The organism is Methylobacterium sp. FW102-HT35C08, from assembly GCF_058790235.1.
The window spans coordinates 2,034,178-2,053,754 of sequence record NZ_JBYTCL010000002.1 but is presented as its reverse complement, the minus strand read 5'-3'; the positions used below and the strand labels follow the sequence as shown (position 1 = coordinate 2,053,754).

Sequence of the window (19,577 nt, the reverse complement as noted above, 5' to 3'; positions counted from 1 at the left end):
GCCGTTCGGCGGCCCCGCCCTGAGACAGGAGCCGTCATGGGCCAGCCCTTCGAGCCGCCGTCCGGCGACGGAATCGAGAGCGTCGAGCTGAAATCCGCGCTGGAGGAGCGCTACCTCGCCTACGCGCTCTCCACGATCATGCACCGCGCCCTGCCGGATGCCCGCGACGGGCTGAAGCCCGTGCACCGGCGCATCCTGTACGGCATGCGGCTGCTCCGGCTCGACCCGAACACGGCGCACAAGAAATGCGCCAAGATCGTCGGCGACGTGATGGGCGACTTCCACCCCCACGGCGACCAGGCGATCTACGACGCGCTGGTGCGGCTCTCCCAGGATTTCGCCCAGCGCTACCCGCTGGTCGACGGCCAGGGCAATTTCGGCAACATCGACGGCGATGGGCCCGCCGCCTACCGCTACACCGAGGCGCGGCTCACCGAGGTCGCGCGCCTGCTCCTCGACGGGATCGACGAGGACACGGTCGACTTCCGGCCGTCCTACAACGGCGAGAAGGAGGAGCCGATCGTCCTGCCGGCGGCCTTCCCGAACCTCCTGGCCAATGGCAGCCAGGGCATCGCGGTCGGCATGGCGACCTCGATCCCGCCGCACAACGCCGCCGAGCTGTGCGACGCGGCGCTCTACCTGATCAACCACCCCGAGGCGACGTCGGGTCAGCTCGCCAAGTTCGTACAGGGGCCCGACTTCCCCACCGGCGGCATCCTGGTCGATTCGGCCGAGTCGATCGCCGAGGCCTACCGGACCGGCCGCGGCGCCTTCCGGGTTCGCGCCCGCTGGGCCAAGGAAGATCTCGGCCGCGGCACGTGGAACATCGTCGTCACCGAGATCCCGTACGGCATCCCGAAGGGCCGGCTGATCGAGAAGATGGCCGAGCTCCTTCAGGAAAAGAAGCTGCCGCTCTTGGCCGATGTGCGAGACGAATCGGCCGAGGACGTGCGCGTGGTGCTCGAGCCACGCTCGCGGACGGTCGACCCGGTCATCCTGATGGAATCGCTGTTCCGGCTCACTGAGCTGGAGGCGCGGATCCCCCTTAACCTCAACGTCCTCGTCGGCGGCCTCGTGCCGAAGGTGATCGGGCTCGCCGAGTGCCTGCGGGAATGGGTCGACCACCGCCGCGTGGTGCTGCAGCGCCGCTCGCGCTACCGCCTGGGCCAGATCGACCGGCGCCTGGAGATCCTCGGCGGCCTGCTCATCGTCTATCTCGACCTCGACGAGGTGATCCGCATCATCCGCGAGGAGGACGAGCCGAAGGCCGCCCTCATGGCCCGGTTCGAGCTGACCGAGCTTCAGGCCAACGCCATCCTCGACACCCGCCTGCGATCGTTGCGCAAGCTGGAGGAGATGGAGCTGAAGCGCGAGTTCGAGGCGCTCACCGCCGAGAAGGCCGAGATCGACGCGCTGCTCGCCTCCGAGCCGGCGCAGTGGAAAGCGATTCAGGCGCAGATCCGCGCCGTGAAGAAGACCTTCGGGCCCGAGACCAAGCTGGGTAAGCGCCGCACGACGCTGGCGAGCCCGCCGGATGTCGGCGGCATCGACTTCACGGCGGCACTGGTGGAGCGCGAGCCGATCACCGTGATCGTCTCCACCAAGGGCTGGATCCGGGCGCTCAAGGGCCACGTGGCGGACCTGTCCGGGGTGGCGTTCAAGGGCGACGACACCCTGAAGATCGCCTTCCCGACCGAGACAACGCAGAAGATCCTGCTGCTCGCCACCAACGGCAAGGTGTTCACGCTGGAGGCCTCGAAGCTGCCGGGCGGCCGCGGCTTCGGCGACCCGGTGCGGCTGATGGCCGACCTCGACGACGGCACCGAGATCGTGGCGGCGCTGCCCTACCGGCCGGAGACCAAGCTGCTGATCGCGGGCTCTGACGGACGCGGCTTCGTGGCGCCCGCCGACGCGCTCGTAGCCAACACCCGCAAGGGCAAGAGCGTGCTCGGCCTCGACGGCGACGCCAAAGCGGCCGTGCTGGTGCCGGCGGACGGCGACCACGTGGCGGTGGTCAACACCGAGAAGCTGCTCTTGATCTTCCCGATCTCCGAGGTGGCCGAACTCGCCCGCGGCAAGGGCGTCCGGCTCCAGCGCTGCCGCAGCGGCGGGCTCCTGGACGCGCACGTCTTCAAGCTGACGGACGGCTTGCCCTGGCAGGACGGCTCTCCGGAGGGCCGGCTCGCCAACGTGTCGGTGCTGGAGAAGTGGCTCGGCCACCGGGCCGAGGTCGGGCTGATGATGGCGCGCAGCTTCCCGAAGTTCGAGCGGTTCGGGCGGTGACGCGGGGTTAGGAAGTGACGGGCTTCCAACCCACCGCCTCATCCTGAGGTGCCCGCGTCAGCGGGCCTCGAAGGAGGACTCCAGGGATCGCGCGGCCGGCTGGAGGCCTCCTTCGCGGCCTCTGCTACTGCTCCGGCACCTCAGGATGAGGGCGCGGGTGAGACAAACCCTGTCTCAGTGCGAACGCTGATCGAGCCAGAGCGCACCAAAGGCCAACACACCGCTGCCAAACGGGACAGCGAGCAGGAGGAGGAACTGGGCTGTCGTCATGGGAGAAGATCCCGAAGCGCGTGCCTCACACCCCAATGTATGGCGCCACGCATAATCCAGCAAAGTACCATCGTAACGAGTACGGGCGCGAAGTGCGGACGGTCCGATAGGGCGGTCGATATGCACGGCGCGAAGCCGCCCAGGGCAAAGATCGCCACGGCAAGGCCGTTGGCATAAGTGGCGGAGAATTTGATGCGCTCATTCGCGACAAGCTTGTCGCGCGCGTCCTCGTCCACGTCCGACATCAACCAAGCCCCCCGGCTGGCGGTCAAATTAATCCGGCCTCGCCATGCGGGAAAGGAAGCCTGCCGCCCGCCTCACCGCCCCTTCACGACCGCCTCATCCGCCGCCCAGAGGTGCTGTGCCGCGTAGGCCCGGAATGGCCGCCACGCCTGGGCCCGAGCCAGGAGCGCAGCCGCGGTCGGACGCCCGGTGCCGCTTTCCAGCGCACGCAGAAGCCCGACATCACCCACCGGCAGGGCATCGGGCAGCTTGAGCGCCCGCATGGCGATGTACTGCGCCGTCCAGGGCCCGATCCCGCGGATCGCCGTGAAGCGCAGCACCGCTTCCTCCAGCGATTCGGCCGGGGCGAACAGGTCCGGGTCGGCGAGCGCGGCCGCCGCCAGCGCCCGGATCGCCGCACCGCGGGCGCGCGGCATGTTGAGCGCCAGGGCGACATCCGCCTCGACCAAGTCCGCCGGCGCGGGAAAGACGTGGGTCAGGCCGCCCATCGGCTCCGCGAGGGGTGTGCCGAACGCCGCCACCAGCTTGCCGGCGAGCCCGATCGCGGCGGCCACCGAGACCTGCTGGCCGAGGATCGCCCGGCAGCCGGTCTCGAACGGGTCCCACGCCCCCGGAAGCCGCAGGCCCGGTCGCGCCGCCACGAGCGGGGCCAGGACCGGATCCCCGGCGAGGCAGGTCGCGATGGCGCCGGGATCGGCGTCGCAGTCGAACAGGCGGCGCAGGCGCCCGCCGACAGCTTCGGCGTGCGCGGCCTCGACGCCGCGCAGCGCGACGTGCAGGCAATCCGCGCCGGGCGCCACCGTCAGGAGCCCGTGCCGCCCCGCGACGCTGATCGTGCGCGCGTAGGCCGCGGGATCCGTCGTCTCGACGCCCGGGATCGCCCGCTTGGCTAGGAACGCGCGGATTGCCGCCCAATCGTAGGGCGGTCGATAGGACAAGCGGAGCGCGTGCGCCTCCGCAAATACGAAGGGCGGCCTCTCGGCCGCCCCGCTGGTCGCGTCCCGCGACAGGTCCCGCCTCAGCCGCGCTGGTCCACCGCCACGTAGTCGCGCTGCGCCGGCCCCACGTAGAGCTGGCGCGGGCGGCCGATCTTCTGTGACGGGTCCTCGATCATCTCGGCCCACTGGGCGATCCAGCCGACCGTGCGGGCCACCGCGAACAGCACGGTGAACATGTCGGTCGGGAAACCCATCGCCTTGAGGGTGATGCCCGAGTAGAAATCGATGTTCGGGTAGAGCTTCTTCTCGATGAAGTACTCGTCCTTGAGGGCGATCTGCTCCAGCTCCATGGCGACGTGGAGCAGCGGATCGTCGGTCTTGCCGAGCTCCTTCAGCACTTGGTGGGTGGTGCTCTGCATGATCCGGGCGCGCGGGTCGTAGTTCTTGTAGACCCGGTGGCCGAAGCCCATCAGGCGGAACGGGTCGTTCTTGTCCTTGGCCTTGGCGACGTACTTCCCGACGTTCTCCGGGGTGCCGATCTCCATCAGCATCTTGAGCGCCGCCTCGTTGGCGCCGCCATGGGCCGGGCCCCACAGGCAGGCGATGCCGGCCGCGATGCAGGCGAACGGGTTGGCGCCGGATGAGCCTGCGAGCCGCACCGTCGAGGTCGACGCGTTCTGCTCGTGGTCGGCGTGCAGGATGAAGATCTTGTCGAGCGCCCGGGCGAAAACCGGGTTCACCTCGTACTCCTCGCACGGCACCGCGTAGCACATGCGCAGGAAGTTCGACGTGTAGTCGAGGTCGTTCTTCGGATACACGAACGGCTGGCCGATCGAGTACTTGTAGGCCATCGCGGCGAGCGTCGGCATCTTGGCGATCATGCGGATCGACGCGATCAGCCGCTGGCTCTCGTCCGTGATGTCGGTCGAGTCGTGGTAGAAGGCCGAGAGGGCGCCCACCGAGGCGACCATGACGGCCATCGGGTGCGCGTCGCGGCGGAAGCCGGTGAAGAACCGGTTCATCTGGTCGTGCACCATGGTGTGGCGCGTGACCCGGTACTCGAAGTCGGCCCGCTGGGCGGCGGTCGGCAGGGCGCCGAACAGCATCAGGTAGCAGGTCTCGAGGAAGTCGCCCTTCTCGGCGAGCTGCTCGATCGGGTAGCCGCGGTAGAGCAGCACGCCCTCGTCACCGTCGATGTAGGTGATCTTCGATTCGCACGAAGCGGTCGAGGTGAAGCCCGGGTCGAAGGTGAAGGCGCCGGTCTGGGCGTAGAGCTTGCCGATATCGATCACGTCCGGCCCGATCGTGCCGGTTTTCACCGGCAGTTCGATCGACTTGCCGTCCACGGTGATGGTGCTGGGTGCGCTCATGGATCGTGGACCCTTCTCTGGCGACGTGGCGGATGCCGGCCTCGGGCTCCCCTGAGTCGGTCCGGGGGGCCTGAGCACCACGCATTATGCTGCGGGTGCTCACAGGCATGGGTTACCCAAACGGCACTGCAGCAGCAACGGGGTCGGTGACAACCGGACCCCGACGCCAAGCAAATTCCACCAAGCGAAATCCGGGCCGGGGCGCAGGGTTCCCGGGCGCGTATGGAGACCGGGCTGCAGGCTCGCGGCGGCGCGGCCGATTGCGGCACGCAACAACCGCGCCGTTCGTCCGGAGTGCCGTCTTTGAGCCCTGCTGGGCGCGGCTTGGTTCTCGTTTCGGGGGCATGCGGCGCAGGCGTCACCCCGCCCGCCCGCTCACCTCAGCCCTGCGGCGCCTGATCGCCGAGGCGCGCGAGGGTCTCGTCCCGACCGAGCACCGCCATCACGTCGAACAGGGGCGGGGAGGTGGTGCGGCCGGTGAGCGCCGCGCGCAGGGGCTGGGCCACCTGCCCGAGCTTGCAGCCGGCCTTCTCGGCGTACTGACGCACCGCGTCCTCGGTCGACGCCGCGCTCCACGCAGGCAGGGCGTCGAGCGCCGGGCGCACGCCGGCGAGCCGCGCGCGGCCCTCGTCGGTGAGGAGGGCGCGGGCCTTGTCGTCCAGCGCCAGGGGGCGCTGCGCGTACAGGTAATAGGCACTGTCGAGGAGCTCGATCAGCGTCTTCGCCCGCTCCTTCAGCCCCGGCATGGCCTGGATGAGCTTGTCCTTGAGATCGGGCTGCAGCGGCGCCGACAGGCCGCGCTCGGCGCCGACATTCGGCAGGATGGTCTCGATCGCCGCCACGAGGTCGGAATCGGCACTGGTGCGGATGTAGAGGCCGTTGAGGTTGGCGAGCTTGGCGAAATCGAACCGCGCCGCGGAGCGCCCGACCGATCCGAGGTCGAAGGCCGCGATCATCTCGTCCGTCGAGAAGACTTCCTGGTCGCCGTGGCTCCAGCCCAGCCGCACGAGGTAGTTGCGCAGGGCCGCCGGCAGGTAGCCGAGATCGCGGTAGGCCTCGACGCCCAGTGCACCGTGGCGCTTCGAGAGCTTGGCCCCATCGGCCCCGTGGATCAGCGGGATATGGGCCATCCGGGGAATGTCCCAGCCGAGCGCCGAGAAGATCTGGCTCTGGCGGGCCGCGTTGGTGAGGTGGTCGTCGCCGCGGATGATCTGCGTGACGCCCATGTCGTGGTCATCGACCACGACGGCGAGCATGTAGGTCGGTGTCCCGTCCGAGCGCAGGAGGACGAGATCGTCGAGGTCCTTGTTGGCCCAGGTCACCCGGCCCTGGACGGCGTCCTCGACCACGGTCTCGCCCTCGACCGGCGCGCGCAGGCGGATCACCGGCTTCACCCCGGCGGGCGCCTCGGACGGGTCGCGGTCGCGCCAGCGGCCGTCATAGCGGGGCGCGCGGCCCTCCGCGCGGGCGGTCTCGCGCATCTGCGTGAGTTCCTCGGCGGTGGCGTAGCAATGATAGGCGCGGCCGGCGGCCAGCAGTTCCTCGGCGACGGCACGATGGCGCTCGGCGCGGGCGAACTGGAAGACCACGTCGCCGTCCCAGTCGAGGCCGAGCCACGTGAGTCCGTCGAGGATCGCGTCGATCGCGCCTTTGGTGGAGCGCTCCCGGTCAGTGTCCTCGATGCGCAGCAGCATCGTGCCGCCCGTGTGGCGGGCGTAGAGCCAGTTGAACAACGCCGTGCGGGCCCCGCCGATATGGAGGTAGCCGGTGGGCGAGGGGGCGAAGCGCGTGACGACGGCTGAGGACATCGGTCCGGTGTGTTCGGGGGCGGGTCGCGGAGCGGAGGCGGAGAGCGGCGAGGGCTCGACACGGCGCCCGTAGCACGAAGCACCGGCTGTAGCACGAGGCCGGCAGTGCGTTAAGAATCGTCGGAGGAATCGCTCGACCGTCCGCACAGGTCGCGCGGATCGGGGCGGCGGCAATGCGGCGGATCGGCGCGAGGGCAGCGGGGAGCGCGGTGGCGCTGCCGGGCCCGCGCGCCCTGGCCCGGCCGGCAATCGGTGCCTGGATCGCCGGGGGCCTCCGCTGGGAAGCCGAGCAGCGCCGCCTGTTCCCCTGGCTGGCGGTGGCCTTCGGCACCGGGATCCTGGTCTATTTCGCGGCCGTCGACGGCACGCCGGTCCTGGCCGCACCGCTGGCCGGGGCGGCGCTCGCGGTGGCGCCGATCCCGTTTCTCGGCGCGCGACCGGCGGCGCTGGCGCTCGCCCTCGCGATGGCGGCCGGCTTTCTCGGCTTCGCGGCGGCAACCTGGCGGGTCTCGCAGGTGGCCGCCCCGATCCTCGCCCGGACCACGATCGGGCCGCTCACCGGGATGATCGAGGCCCTGGACGAGCGCGAGGTCGGAGCCCGGCTGATCGTCCGGGTCGAGACCTTCGCGGGCCTCGCGCCGAACCTGCGGCCCGCCCGCGTGCGGGTCTCGTTCCGCAAGGCGCCGGCGCTGCGGCCCGGAGATGTCATCACCGCCACCGCGCGTCTGCTGCCGCCGCCCGAAGCGGCCCGCCCTGGCGGCTACGACTTCGCCCGGGACGCCTATTTCCAGGGGATCGGCGCGGTGGGTTCGCTGCTCGGCGCGGTCCGGATCGAGACGCCGTCGGTCGCACCGCCCCTGCGCCTCAGGCTCGCCGCCATGCTGGACGAGGCCCGCAATGCGCTCACCCGGCGGATCGCCCAGGCCGAGGGCGGCCAGGCCGGTGCGGTAGCGGCGGCCCTGGTGACCGGCAAGCGCGGTCTGATCGGCCCGGCGACCAACGATGCGCTGCGCGCCGCCGGCATCTACCACGTGGTCTCGATCTCGGGGCTGCACATGGTGCTGGCCGCCGGCGTTGTGTTCTGGCTGGTGCGGGCGGCCCTGGCGCTGATCCCCCATTGCGCGCTGGTCTGGCCGATCAAGAAGATCGCGGCCGGCTTCGCGATGATCGGGGTCACCGCCTACTGTGCCTTCTCGGGCTGGGACATCGCGGCCGAGCGCTCGCTGATCATGACCCTGATCATGCTGGGCGCGATCCTGGTGGACCGGCCGGCCCTGTCGATGCGCAATCTCGCGCTCGCCGCGCTGATCGCCCTGGCCCGCGAGCCCGAGGGGCTGCTTGGCCCGAGCTTCCAGATGTCGTTCGGCGCGGTGGCGGGGCTGATTGCCTGCGCGCGGCTGATCGACGGACGGCTGTTCTTGCGCCCCGGGGCGGGGCGGATCGGGCGGATCGTCGGCACCGGCCTGTCGGCGGTCACCGGCACGCTGGCGACGACCCTGGTGGCGCAGATCGCCACCGCCCCCTTCGCCACCTACCATTTCCAGACAATCCAGCCGTTCGGGCTGATCGGCAATGCGCTGACGCTGCCTCTGGTCTCCCTGGTGGTGATGCCCTCCGCGGTGATCGGGATCCTCGCCTATCCGTTGGCTCTCGACCGGCCGATCTGGTGGCTCATGGGGCAGGCAGTCGGCGGTATGCTGGCGATCTCCGAATGGATCGCCGGGTTCGAGCGGGCAACGCTGGTGCTGCCGGCGTTCGGAACCGGGGCGCTGGGACTGCTCACGGCCGGGCTGCTGCTGGCGACGCTCCCGGTCTCGCGGCTGCGCTGGCTCGCCCTACCGCCGCTCCTGCTCGGCCTCGGCCTCGCGGCCCTGCCGGAGCGCTACGATCTCTACATCGACCGGCAGGGCGGAGGCGCCGCGGTGCGGGGTCCCGACGGGCGCCTTTCGGCGCTCGGAAATCCCTCCGGCTTCGTCCTGGAACAATGGCTGAAGGCGGACGGCGATAACCGCACACCCGAGCAGCGGAGCCGCCCGTCCGCGGGCGGGCGCTGCGACCGGCTCGGCTGCACCGCGATTCTGCCGAACGGCCGGGCGGTCGCCCTGGTTCGCGACTGGCGCGCCTTCCCGGAGGATTGCGCCCGGGCCACCGTGCTGATCACGGGCCTTGCGGCGCCCCCGACCTGCACGGGCCCGCTGGTCATCGACCGCGGCTTCCTCGCCAGTCACGGAGCCGTGGCCCTGCGCGCCGAAGCGGGCGGCTTCGCGATACAGGGCGCCCGGACCGATCAGCGGACGGTCCCCTGGCGGGCCCGCGCGGTGCCCCGCCCCGCCGCCGCTGCGCGGACCGGGACGGATCCTCCTGCGGACGCCTCCGGAGGGATGGCCGCGTCGGAGAGCGATCCGACAGGCGCCAACCCGGCTCCGGACGACGCGCCGGCCGCCCCGCTTCAGTAGCGGCGGACGAGGCTGACGAGCCGACCCTGGATCTGGACCCTGTCGGGACCGAGGACGCGGGTCTCGTAGGCCGGGTTGGCGGCTTCCAGGGCGATCGAGGAGCCGCGGCGGCGCAGGCGCTTGAGCGTCGCCTCCTCGTCGTCGATCAGGGCCACGATGATGTCGCCGGTGTTGGCGGTGTCCTGCTTGCGGATCACCACGAGGTCGCCGTCGAGGATGCCGGCCTCCACCATCGAGTCGCCGCGCACCTCCAGGGCGTAGTGCTCGCCGCCGGCCAGGAAGTCGGGCGAGAGGGTGATGGCGTGGCTCTGGTTCTGGATCGCCGAGACCGGTGTACCGGCCGCGATCCGGCCCATGACGGGGATCGACACGGCGCGGCCGGCCTCGTCGATCATGCGGGCATTGGCGGGCAGCGGCGGCTGCTTGGACTTGCCGCCCTCGACCACGCTCGGCGTGAAGCGGCGCGGCTCCGCCGGCGCCGCGGCAGCCGGGGACGTCAGGCTCTCGGGAATGCGGATCACCTCGATGGCCCGCGCCCGGTTCGGAAGGCGCCGCAGGAAGCCGCGCTCCTCCAGAGCCGTGATCAGACGATGGATGCCCGATTTCGACTTGAGATCGAGCGCATCCTTCATCTCGTCGAAGGAGGGGGGAACGCCGCATTCCTGCATGCGACTCTGGATGAATCGCAGGAGGTCCAGCTGCTTGCGCGTGAGCATCGAAGGGGGCCTCGCGGCTTGGCGGACCGCCTCGGGACGGTCTCGGAAACAAATCACGAACAGGTTAAACGTTCCGCAAGTGTTCCGCAAGCGTTATACGGCCACGCTTCTGCTGGCGCCGCGCTCCGAGGCAGAAACGAATTGACGGCGCAAGCGGAGCCGTTTCAATGCACCCACACGCCGCCGGACAGGGCGGCGGAGCCGGGGCGGGCTGAGATCGGGCTGGGATGACGAGGATGCGACGACCCGCGGCTCTGCTGCCTCCCGCCTTGACGGCCGTGACTCTGGCCTCCCTCGCTTTGGCGCTCGCGGGCTGCACCACGGGGTTCTCGTACATCTCCCGCAACTACGTCGCGCTCACCCCGCAGGTGGTCACGATCGGCTGCAAGGAGCCCTATGAGGTCTACGACAACCGGCAGTTGCGCCGGATGCTCATCGTCTCCAATGCCCTGCGTGAATATGCCGGCTGCAACCTGAGCGAGGTCCGGATCGATCCCGAGCCGGCGGCGACCCGGGTGAATCGCTTCCGCACCGCCGCCCGCACCTATCTCGACGAGACTGTGCGGGAAGATTGCCGGATCACCGGCGAGACCGTGTTCGATCCGCTGAAGACCGAGTTCGCCTACGCGTGCGACGCGCCGATCGAGAAGCGGGGCACGGTGGTGCCGCGCCTTCCGGGCCGCAACCCGGGCCTCGGCCCGCGCTGATCCGTCGGCGGCGGGCTCTCAAACGCCCGGCTTCGGAAAAGTCCGTTCCGCCGCATCTCCGGCGGCGGCCAGCAGCGCGCGGGCAAAGGCCCGAGCCTCCGCCCGGTCGAGCACGATCGCGGCGGTGACCGGACCTCCGCCCAGGTCGGACAGGGCGAGTTCCAGACGCACCCCATCGGGCACGGCGCTCGCCTGAAGGCTCCAGCCGGAGCTTCGATCCGCGCTCTCCACCATCTCACGTTACTCCCGCCTGCCCGGGAAAACGCCGCAGGCGCCCGCCGGAACCGGCCGTGCCCGGGCCTGTTCCCGAGCCGTGCCAAGCGCTTCCCTGCCTCGCCTGAACGCGTTCCTCAAGACCGCGGGCCCCGGACTCGTCGTGATGCTCGCCGACACGGATGTCGGCAGCCTGATCACGGCGGCCCAGAGCGGCGCACGCTGGGGCTACTCGCTGCTGCTCCTGCAGATCCTGCTGGTGCCGATTCTCTACGTCGTTCAGGAGCTGACGGTGCGGCTCGGCACCGCCACCGGCCGCGGCCACGGCGAGCTGATCCGGGCGCATTACGGGCCGGTCTGGGCCTGGATCTCCTACGGCGGCCTCGTGGTGGCCGGGATCGGCGCCATCGTGACGGAATTCTCCGGCATTGCCGGCATCGGCGACCTGTTCAGGGTGCCCCGGCTCGTGAGCCTCGGACTGCCAGCGGTCCTGCTGCTCGCGCTGGTCTTTACCGGGAGCTACCGGCGGGTCGAGGTGGTGGCGATCGTCGTCGGCCTGTTCGAGCTGGTCTTCATCGGCCTCGCCATCGCGGCGCGGCCGAACGTGGCCGAGATCGTCGCCTCCTTCGGGCACATGCCGCTCGGGGACGGCCAGTACCGGGTACTGATCGCCGCCAATATCGGCGCGGTGATCATGCCGTGGATGATCTTCTACCAGCAATCGGCAATCGTCGACAAAGGCCTCGGCTGGGACCACGCCCGGAGTTCGCGGCTCGACACGCTCGTGGGTGCCGTGATCTCGCAATGCGTGATGGGGGCAATCCTGATCGCGGCCGCCGCCACGATCGGCAAGGCCGGCCAGGGCACGAAGGACGGACTCCAGACCGTCGGTGACCTCGCGAGCGCCTTCACGCCGGCCTTGGGGCCCTGGCTCGGGCAGGTGGTGTTCGGGGCCGGCATCACCGCGGCGGCCTTCGTGGCGCTCAATGTCGTGGCGCTGGCGCTGGCCTGGGGCTTCGGCGACGTCACGGGCAAGCCGCATTCCCTTGCGCAGTCGCCCCGGGAGGCGCCGGCCTTCTACGGCGCCTTCGCGCTCGTGGTCGCCGCGGGCGCCTTCGCCGTGCAGCTCGTGCCGAACCTCGTGGCGCTCAACATCGCCGTGGAGGTGATGAACGCCCTGCTCCTGCCCCTGGCGCTCGGCCTGCTGATCCTGCTCGCCACCCGGGCCTTGCCCGACGGACAGCGCGTGGCAGGGGCTTACAAGTGGGTGGTCTACATCATCTCCGGCGTGACGATCGCCTTCGCGCTGGTCGGCGTGCTCGACGGGGTCGGTCTGCTCTGAGGCGATTGACGCAAGCCCTCCGATGATGTCTCCCGCGGGCTCCGATCAGGTGGAGTTCGAACATGCAAGAGATCTGGTTCCGCACGGGCGAGGCCACGGTGCTGGCGGCCGAGGGCCAGTACACCGACGCCATGCCGGAGGTGCTGATCGGCTCGGTGCGCGGTCCCGTCGGCCAGGCCTTCGCCTCGATGATGGGGCAGGTCCAGGGCCACACGCGGATGTTCGTGGTCCGCGACCTCAACCAGCTCGTGCGCCCCGCCACGATGATGACCACCAAGGTCACGATCCACACGGCCGAATATGCCGAGCTCCTCGGCGGCGTGGTCCAGGCCGCCACTGGCGACGCGATCGTGGACTGCATCATCGAGGGCATCCTGCCGAAGGACGGGCTCGACGAGCTGTGCATGATCATCATGATCTGGCTCGATCAGCGCTGCGCCGAGGACGACAACCTCGACCAGAAGGACCTCTACCGGACCAACTACGAGGCCACGAAGCTCGCCATCGCCCGCGCCCTCAAGGGCGAGCCGACGGTGGACGAGCTGATCGCCAACCGGAAGACGGTGAAGCACTACGCGCTCGACGGCGTGATCGAGTACTGATCAGGCCCGCGCCACGCATCCTGCCGGCTCAGGTCCGCCTCATCCCGGCGGGATGCGCCCCACCGAGCAGAGGGTCCGCATCGTGCTGCTGCCCGGGTCGGTGTAGCAGGAGGCCGACCAGCCGTTCTGCTGGATGAACGACTTGCGCCGCTCCGCCAGCGAGGTCCGGTAGGCGTTGGTGATGATCGGCTCGACGGTGGCGGCGGACTCGCCGATCAGGATCTCCGAGGCCACCGACAGATCGCGGAAGAAGGTCGCCGAGGGGGCGGGCTCGGCGGAGGTCGCCTGAACGATCGGCTCGGCCCGGCAGGTGACGTCGAACTTGATCGGGCCGGCCATGCGGATGTCGATGCTCGGGCCGGCGCGCTTGCCGACCTTGCCGCCGATCGCGCCGGCGATCTGGCGGGTGAGGTCGTCGCAGCTGTCGGCCCGGGCGGCCTCCGCCAGGAGGGGCAGGGCCGCGCAGGCGGCGAGGAGAAGGCGCGGAACGGCGAAGCTCGACATCCCCGCACTCTACGCGCGGCGCGGGGCCTGTCGAGGGGCGCCCCTCAGTGGAAATCCCGGCTTCGATACACGCGCCGGTCCGGGGGCACGCCGAAATCCGTGGTCTCGGGCGGCAGCTTCAGGCCGGCCTCGCGCAGGTCGCGGAGCGATGCGGTGAGGTCGCGAAACCCCTCTGCCACGAGGTGGACCACCCCGTCCGCCCGCTGGATCCGGCCGCGCACGGCGAGGAACCGGGCCTGCATGGCGGCCCGGCGGTTGGCTTCGAACACCGCCTTCCAGACGATCACGTTGGCGATACCGGTCTCGTCCTCCAGGGTCAGGAAGACCACGCCTTTGGCGGTGCCCGGCCGCTGGCGGATCAGCACGAGCCCCGCCACCGTGACCCGCGCTCCCTGGCGCAGGGCCGGGTCGAGATGGGCCCGGGCCGGGATCGCGCCGATCCGGGCGAGGCGCCCCCGGAAGAACGCGACCGGGTGCCCCTGCAGGGACAGGCCCGTGGCGGCGTAATCCTCGGCCACCGCCTCGGACGGGGCCAGGGACGGCAGCTCCACCGCCGGCTCGTGCCGGAACAGGCCGTCATCGGCGTGCCAGGCGAAGAGCGGCAGCGGCGCGTCCAGCAGATGGGCCCGGCGCGCGCTGCCATCGGCCTTCGCGGCCTTGCGGGCCGAGGTCCCTTCCAGGGTGCGAACCATCCACAGGGCGGCACGCCGGTCGAGGCCGAGCGAGCGGAACGCATCGGCCTCGGCCAGGCGCTCCAGGGTGTTGCGGGGCAGGGCGAGGGCGGCCTGAAGGCCTTCGATGCTGGCGTATCCGTTGGCCCGCAGCCGCACGAGCCGGCGCATCGCGGCCTCCGGCAGGCCGTGCACCACGCGCAGGCCGATCCGCACGGCGTGCAGCGCCGGATTCCCGGCCGGCTCCAGGGTGCAGTCCCAGTCGCTGGCGTTGACGCAGACGCCCCGCACCTCGACCCCGTGGGCCCGCGCGTCGCGCACCAGCTGGGCCGGCTGGTAGAAGCCCATCGGCTGGGCGTTGAGGATCGCGGCCAGGAAGACGTCGGGGTGCCGGCACTTCATCCAGGCCGAGGCGTAGACGAGCAGCGCGAAGCTCGCCGCGTGGCTCTCCGGGAAGCCGTAGGTCGAGAAGCCGCGGATCTGGGCGAAGCAGCGCTCGGCGAAGTCCGTCGGGTAGCCCCGGCGGGTCATCCCGCCGACGAACTTCTTCGCGAAGCCGCCGATCGAGCCGACATGGCGGAAGGTCGCCATCGCCCGGCGCAGGCCGTCGGCCTCGGCCGGGGTGAAGCCCGCCGCCGTGATGGCGATCTGCATGGCGTGCTCCTGGAACAGCGGCACCCCGTAGGTCTTCTGCAGGACCTCCTTCAGCTCGTCCGCCGGGCCGTGATCCGGATGCGGCGCGGGGTACTCCACCGGGTCGATCCCGGAGCGGCGGCGCAGGTAGGGATGGACCATGTCGCCCTGGATCGGGCCGGGGCGCACGATCGCGACCTGCACCACGAGGTCGTAGAACTCCTTGGGCTTCAGGCGCGGCAGCATCGACATCTGTGCCCGGCTCTCGACCTGGAACACGCCGACGGAATCGGCCTTCGCCAGCATCGCGTAGGTCTCGGGATCCTCCTGCGGCAGGTCGGCCAGGGTCGCGTAGAAGGTGCCGTGATCCTTCTCCAGAAAATCGAGGCCGCGCTTGAGGCAGGTCAGCATGCCGAGGGCCAGCACGTCGACCTTCATCAGGCCGATCGCGTCGATGTCGTCCTTGTCCCACTCGATGAAGGTGCGGTCCGCCATGGCGCCGTTGCCCACCGGCACGGTCTCGTCGAGGCGCCCGCGGGTCAGCACGAAGCCGCCGACATGCTGCGACAGGTGGCGGGGGAAGCCGATCAGCTGGTGGGCGAGATCGAGCGCCTGCCGGATCGCGGGGTTCTCCGGGTCGAGGCCGGCCTCGCGGACGTGCTGGTCCGGCATGCCGGTACCCCAGGAACCCCAGACCGTGTCGGCGATCGCCGCGGTCACGTCCTCGGTCAGGCCCAGGACCTTGCCGACCTCGCGGATCGCCATGCGCGGACGGTAGTGGATCACGGTGGCGCAGAGGGCGGCGCGCTCGCGGCCGTAGCGGGCGTAGAGGTGCTGGATCACCTCCTCGCGGCGCTCGTGCTCGAAATCGACATCGATGTCGGGGGGCTCGCCGCGATTCTCCGAGATGAAGCGGGCGAAGAGCAGTCGGTGCTTCGACGGGTCCACCGCGGTGATGCCGAGGCAGAAGCACACGGCGGAATTGGCCGCCGAGCCCCGGCCCTGGCAGAGGATGCCCTGTCCGCGGGCGAACTCGACCACGTCGAACAGGGTCAGGAAGTAGCGGGCGTAGTTCATCGTCGCGATGAGCCGCAGCTCCTCGCACAGCGTTTTCGCGACCGAATCCGGGATGTCGCCGGCATAGCGCCAGCGCGCCCGCTCCCAGGTCTTCTCCTCCAGATATTCCTGCGGCGTGCGCCCGGGGGGCACAGGCTCTTCCGGATACTCGTAATGCAGCTGCGACAGGCTGAAGCCGCAAGCCTCGGCGATCTCGACGGTGCGGGCGAGCGCTTCAGGATAATCGGCGAACAGCCGCGCCATCTCGGCGCCGGGCTTGAGGTGGCGCTCGGCGTTGGCCTCCAGGCGGTAGCCGGCGTCCTCGATCCGGCAGCCTTCGCGGATGCAGGTGACCACGTCCTGCAACGGGCGCCTTTCGGGATGGTGGTAGAGCGCGTCCGAGACCGCGACCATCGGGGCGCCTGAGGCCGCGCCGAGCTCCGCGAGCAGCCCCAGGCGCCGCCGCTCGTCGCCGCGCCGCGTGTGGCTCGCTCCGAGAAAGGTCCGGCCCGGCGCCGCGGCGGCGAGCGCCTCCAGCCGCGCCCGAAAACCCTCCGGCAGGCGCCGCGCCGGGGGCATGGCGATGAACATCTGCCCCTCGGCGGCCTCCAGCAACTCGGCGAAGGAGAAGCGGCAGTCGCCCTTGCGGACGCGCCGGTTGCCGAGCGTGAGCAGCCGGCACAGGCGACCCCAGGCCGCCCGGTCCATCGGGTAGGTGACGGCCTCGAACCCCTCCTCGGTGACGAGGCGCACCCCCGGCAGGACCCGGATCTTCGGGCTGTCCGCTTCGAGCGCCCGCGCTGCCGCGTGCGCCCGCACAACGCCGGCCACGGTGTTGCGATCGGCGATGCCGATGGCCCTGAGGCCGTAGGAAGCCGCCTGCACCACGAATTCCTGCGGGTGCGCGGCGCCGTGCAGGAAGGAGAAGTTCGTGGTGACGGCGAGTTCGGCGTAGGGGACGTTTTCCGGGCCGCTCACGCGAACAGCCCGTGGACGTACCACGCGGCCGGTCGGTCGGGCGCGTGCGGGCCGTCGCGGTAGAGCCAGAGCCGGTGCCCGGCCTCGCACTCGATGCGGTAATAGTCGCGGTCTTTTCCAGGCTCGCGCCACCATTCGGCGGCGATCCGCTCCGGCCCCTCGGCATGGACGACCTGGTGGATCTGCGCGCGCCAGCGGAAGCGCCGGGGCGGCCCCTCCGGGATGGTCGAGAGCACGTCGCAGGCGGCCTCGCCCCGGGGGAACAGCACCAGGGGGCGGGGCGGGAGGTGGTCGGGCCAGGGGGAGGGGATAGCAGGCGCCTTCCCTGCCACCTCTGCGCAGCGATGTTCACCCATCTCGGTCGGGCGCCGACCTTGGTGAGGGAGCGCGACCGGCCCCCTCTCCCGTGCGGGAGAGGGTTGGGGTGAGGGCCGAGAAGGCACAGAACGGCGCACGCCATCAACGCACTGACTAGGCGCGCCTTTTCCGGACAATTCTCGACCCTCACCCTGTCCCTCTCCCGCACGGGAGAGGGGACCTGTGAGCGATCCTGACGCCGCCCTGCCGGCCCCGATGTTGGAATCCACCAGTCCCGCGGCGGCAGAGGGGGGAAGGAGACGCGCCCGCGGCCGGCCGACGCCTTGATCGGCCGACGATCCGTGCCCCTCTCCGGCAACCCAGATGCGGCCCCGGTCGGCCCGCTCCGGCAGATGGCTCGCCCGCGGCTCGAGCCGGAGCAGCGCCCGCCCGAGACGCTGTGCCAGGGCGTCGGCCAGGTAGCCGACCCCGTCGCCCGCGGCTTCCGCATCGAATTCCGTCTGACGGGCCGACATGGCCCCCGTCACCATCACGGCGAGCGCCACGGTCTCGAAGCCGAAGCCGGCATCGAGGGCGGAGCCCAGCCGGTCGAGGCGCAGGGAAACGAGGGCGGCGACCCGCTCCGGATCGCGCTCGGGTCGGGACAGGCCGAGATCGAGGGCGCGCACCGCGCCGTCGACCCGGTGCAGGGCGAGGCGCAGGGCGCAGGCGCCGAGGCCGTCCCGTTCCAGCCGGGGAGCGATCTCGGCCATCAGGTCCCGGGCGGTCCGGACGATGTCCGATTGACGGCCGATCGGGTCGAGGAAGCCGCGGGCCGCGGCGTGCGCGGCGGCATCCGACAGGGGCGCCAGCGGCTCGGGACGGCGCGCCAGGGCCTGGTCGAGGCGCAGCAGCAGGGTCTCGCCGAAGCGGCGGGCGAGGGGGCCGCGGGGCAGGGCGTCGAGCGCGCCGACCCGGCGCAGGCCGAGCCGCCGGAGACCCGCGGCCATGTCGGGATCGAGGCGCAGGGCCTCCACGGGCAGGTCCCGCAGGGCCTCGGCAGCGCCGCCCGGCGGAACGACGATCCGGTCGGCCACGCCATGGCGGGCCAGCGCGAAGGCGGCGCCGGGCGTGTCGGCGAGGGCGATCCGCGCCGGGATGTTCCCGCGCGCGAGCCGGGCGGCCAGATCCGCGACGAGGTTCGCCTCGCCGCCGCGCAGGTGGCTCGCCCCAGCGACGTCGATGTAAAGCCCGTCCGCCGCCTCGGCCGGCCCGAACGGCGCCACGAGGGGCGCGTAGGCCGAGGCCCAGCGGCAGAGCCGGAGCAGGGAGTCCCGGTCGGCGGCCGGGTCGGCAGGGTAAACCTGGAGCGGCACGCCGATCCGCGCCCGGACCCGGCCGAGGGGCTCGCCGGGGTTCAGGCCCAGGGCGCGGGCCTCCGGATCGAGGGCCACGAGCCGCAGGCCGCCAGGGCCGTCGGCCGCCACCGCCAGCGGGCCCCGCTCAGGCGCGAGACCGGCCCGTCGCAGCCGCGTCACCGGCCAGTGGCTCAGGCAGATGCAGACGATGCGCGGCATGGTCCCACTCCAGAAGCCAGTCGCCGCCGCGCCCGTTGCGGCAGCGTTCGAGCCGCGCCCGCCAGCGCGGCCGGTCGAGGGTGCCGAACCGGTCCCGCGCCGCGGGCGCCGCGGCGATACGCCAGCGGGTTGCGGCCCCGTTGGGCAGCCCGGCGGGTGCCGGCCGCAGGATCAACAGGAGCGGCGGCGCGGATCCTTCCGCGGCGAGTTGCAGGCGCCGGCCCGGCTTCAGCGGCATCCCGTCCCGCAGGAGGCCGATCAGGGCCGTGAGCGCCCGCGCGTGCAGGGCCGCCTCCAGGGCGCGGAACACCTCGGCATCGCTGCCGGCCTCCAGAAGCAGCAGACGGCTGGGGTCGAGGCCGAGGCCGGCCAAGCCGTGCCCGTATGGCAGGGGCTGGCCGGGCGCGGCGGCGATCAGCGCCTCGCCCGGTTCCAGGGCGAGATGGCGAGCGCAGAGCGCCAGGGCGAAGCCCAGGGCCGCGATCGCGTCCGCGGGCTCGGCCGGCGCGATCTCGTGGGGTGGCCCGAGGACGAGGCCGCCGCCGGGCAGGTGCGTATCGAGGGCGGGCAGGCCCAGAGGCAGGACCGGGCGTCGGTCCCGGCCGTCGACCGGCGGTGCGAGGCGCGCCCGCAGGGCCGCCAGCCGCTCTCGGGACTCGCTGCGCGCGGGCTGCCGCTCGGCTTCGTCCGCAGGGTCCAGCCCCATCTCCGTCGGCTCCGATCATGCTGGACGATAGGAACATAACAGGAACGCAAACAAACCGTTTCGGGGCGGTCGCGGAATCGCGCACCGCCGCAGGGGCTTGGCCTGTGGATGGCTGTGGACGCGTGTGGAATCACCGCGACGAGCGGTTTCGACGGCCACGGTTGACCCCAACCGTGGCGCGAGACCAATAGGCGGCCGCCGCGTGCG

At 71.4% G+C, this 19,577-nt stretch carries 14 protein-coding genes; 5 read left to right on the top strand and 9 right to left on the bottom strand.

What is annotated here, in order from left to right; translation table 11 throughout:
* The first annotated feature begins 36 nt into the window (after nt 1-36).
* On the top strand, nt 37-2,283 hold the full coding sequence (gene parC / locus AC3WSN_RS09720; protein WP_192708321.1) for a DNA topoisomerase IV subunit A: 2,247 nt from the start codon (nt 37-39) through the stop codon (nt 2,281-2,283).
* A gap of 587 nt (nt 2,284-2,870) precedes the next feature.
* Here parC and AC3WSN_RS09715 read toward each other — a convergent pair.
* From AC3WSN_RS09715 to gltX, 3 genes are all read right to left on the bottom strand, one after another.
* Nucleotides 2,871-3,734, bottom strand: coding sequence for a DNA-3-methyladenine glycosylase family protein (locus AC3WSN_RS09715; RefSeq protein WP_492537596.1), 864 nt, complete (start codon nt 3,732-3,734; stop codon nt 2,871-2,873).
* 80 nt (nt 3,735-3,814) lie between these two features.
* Entirely contained in the window at nt 3,815-5,104 is a 1,290-nt protein-coding gene (gene gltA / locus AC3WSN_RS09710; RefSeq protein WP_192708322.1) for a citrate synthase, read from the bottom strand.
* A gap of 380 nt (nt 5,105-5,484) precedes the next feature.
* The gene (gltX, locus tag AC3WSN_RS09705) at nt 5,485-6,912 is read right to left on the bottom strand and encodes a glutamate--tRNA ligase (RefSeq protein ID WP_492537594.1); all 1,428 of its coding nucleotides are present in this window, start codon (nt 6,910-6,912) and stop codon (nt 5,485-5,487) included.
* Between the two features lie 173 nt (nt 6,913-7,085).
* Between gltX and AC3WSN_RS09700 the strand changes: the two genes are divergently transcribed.
* Entirely contained in the window at nt 7,086-9,368 is a 2,283-nt protein-coding gene (locus tag AC3WSN_RS09700) for a ComEC/Rec2 family competence protein (RefSeq protein WP_492537592.1), read from the top strand.
* Here the strand turns inward: AC3WSN_RS09700 and lexA are convergent.
* On the bottom strand, nt 9,362-10,084 hold the full coding sequence (gene lexA / locus AC3WSN_RS09695) for a transcriptional repressor LexA (protein WP_192708325.1): 723 nt from the start codon (nt 10,082-10,084) through the stop codon (nt 9,362-9,364). The genes AC3WSN_RS09700 and lexA overlap by 7 nt on opposite strands.
* Nucleotides 10,085-10,320: 236 nt before the next feature.
* Here lexA and AC3WSN_RS09690 point away from each other — a divergent pair, with 236 nt between their 5' ends.
* A complete protein-coding gene (locus AC3WSN_RS09690) occupies nt 10,321-10,791 on the top strand; it encodes a hypothetical protein (RefSeq protein WP_492537590.1) in 471 nt (156 codons plus the stop codon).
* A gap of 18 nt (nt 10,792-10,809) precedes the next feature.
* Here the strand turns inward: AC3WSN_RS09690 and AC3WSN_RS09685 are convergent, their stop codons facing one another.
* Complete coding sequence (locus tag AC3WSN_RS09685; protein WP_192708327.1) at nt 10,810-11,025, bottom strand: hypothetical protein; 216 nt, start codon at nt 11,023-11,025, stop codon at nt 10,810-10,812.
* A 145-nt stretch (nt 11,026-11,170) separates the two neighbouring features.
* Between AC3WSN_RS09685 and AC3WSN_RS09680 the strand changes: the two genes are divergently transcribed.
* Together AC3WSN_RS09680 and fae are read left to right on the top strand one after the other, a co-directional pair.
* The gene (locus AC3WSN_RS09680; RefSeq protein WP_492537588.1) at nt 11,171-12,346 is read left to right on the top strand and encodes an NRAMP family divalent metal transporter; all 1,176 of its coding nucleotides are present in this window, start codon (nt 11,171-11,173) and stop codon (nt 12,344-12,346) included.
* Nucleotides 12,347-12,408: 62 nt separating this feature from the next.
* Nucleotides 12,409-12,948, top strand: a complete 540-nt coding sequence (gene fae / locus AC3WSN_RS09675; protein WP_020092273.1) for a formaldehyde-activating enzyme — start codon at nt 12,409-12,411, stop codon at nt 12,946-12,948.
* Between the two features lie 39 nt (nt 12,949-12,987).
* On the opposite strand, the gene AC3WSN_RS09670 is transcribed toward fae, so the two are convergent.
* Genes AC3WSN_RS09670 through AC3WSN_RS09655 form a run of 4 tightly spaced genes read right to left on the bottom strand, consistent with a single transcriptional unit; the run spans nt 12,988 to nt 19,370 of the window.
* On the bottom strand, nt 12,988-13,452 hold the full coding sequence (locus tag AC3WSN_RS09670) for a hypothetical protein (RefSeq protein WP_192708329.1): 465 nt from the start codon (nt 13,450-13,452) through the stop codon (nt 12,988-12,990).
* Nucleotides 13,453-13,496: 44 nt separating this feature from the next.
* Nucleotides 13,497-16,790, bottom strand: coding sequence for an error-prone DNA polymerase (locus AC3WSN_RS09665; protein ID WP_492537585.1), 3,294 nt, complete (start codon nt 16,788-16,790; stop codon nt 13,497-13,499).
* Complete coding sequence (locus tag AC3WSN_RS09660; RefSeq protein ID WP_492537583.1) at nt 16,787-18,664, bottom strand: Y-family DNA polymerase; 1,878 nt, start codon at nt 18,662-18,664, stop codon at nt 16,787-16,789. Before AC3WSN_RS09660 ends, AC3WSN_RS09665 begins: the two co-directional genes overlap by 4 nt.
* Nucleotides 18,591-19,370, bottom strand: a complete 780-nt coding sequence (locus AC3WSN_RS09655; protein ID WP_492537581.1) for an ImuA family protein — start codon at nt 19,368-19,370, stop codon at nt 18,591-18,593. Before AC3WSN_RS09655 ends, AC3WSN_RS09660 begins: the two co-directional genes overlap by 74 nt.
* Between the last annotated feature and the right edge of the window lie 207 nt (nt 19,371-19,577).

Bases quoted from the DNA above. Each gene is read 5' to 3' on its own strand.
- parC (WP_192708321.1), top strand. From the start codon at position 37: ATGGGCCAGCCCTTCGAGCCGCCGTCCGGCGACGGAATCGAGAGCGTC.
- gltA (WP_192708322.1), bottom strand. From the start codon at position 5,104: ATGAGCGCACCCAGCACCATCACCGTGGACGGCAAGTCGATCGAACTG.
- gltX (WP_492537594.1), bottom strand. From the start codon at position 6,912: ATGTCCTCAGCCGTCGTCACGCGCTTCGCCCCCTCGCCCACCGGCTAC.
- AC3WSN_RS09700 (WP_492537592.1), top strand. From the start codon at position 7,086: ATGCGGCGGATCGGCGCGAGGGCAGCGGGGAGCGCGGTGGCGCTGCCG.
- lexA (WP_192708325.1), bottom strand. From the start codon at position 10,084: ATGCTCACGCGCAAGCAGCTGGACCTCCTGCGATTCATCCAGAGTCGC.
- AC3WSN_RS09690 (WP_492537590.1), top strand. From the start codon at position 10,321: ATGCGACGACCCGCGGCTCTGCTGCCTCCCGCCTTGACGGCCGTGACT.
- AC3WSN_RS09685 (WP_192708327.1), bottom strand. From the start codon at position 11,025: ATGGTGGAGAGCGCGGATCGAAGCTCCGGCTGGAGCCTTCAGGCGAGC.
- AC3WSN_RS09680 (WP_492537588.1), top strand. From the start codon at position 11,171: ATGCTCGCCGACACGGATGTCGGCAGCCTGATCACGGCGGCCCAGAGC.
- fae (WP_020092273.1), top strand. From the start codon at position 12,409: ATGCAAGAGATCTGGTTCCGCACGGGCGAGGCCACGGTGCTGGCGGCC.
- AC3WSN_RS09670 (WP_192708329.1), bottom strand. From the start codon at position 13,452: ATGTCGAGCTTCGCCGTTCCGCGCCTTCTCCTCGCCGCCTGCGCGGCC.
- AC3WSN_RS09660 (WP_492537583.1), bottom strand. From the start codon at position 18,664: ATGCCGCGCATCGTCTGCATCTGCCTGAGCCACTGGCCGGTGACGCGG.
- AC3WSN_RS09655 (WP_492537581.1), bottom strand. From the start codon at position 19,370: ATGGGGCTGGACCCTGCGGACGAAGCCGAGCGGCAGCCCGCGCGCAGC.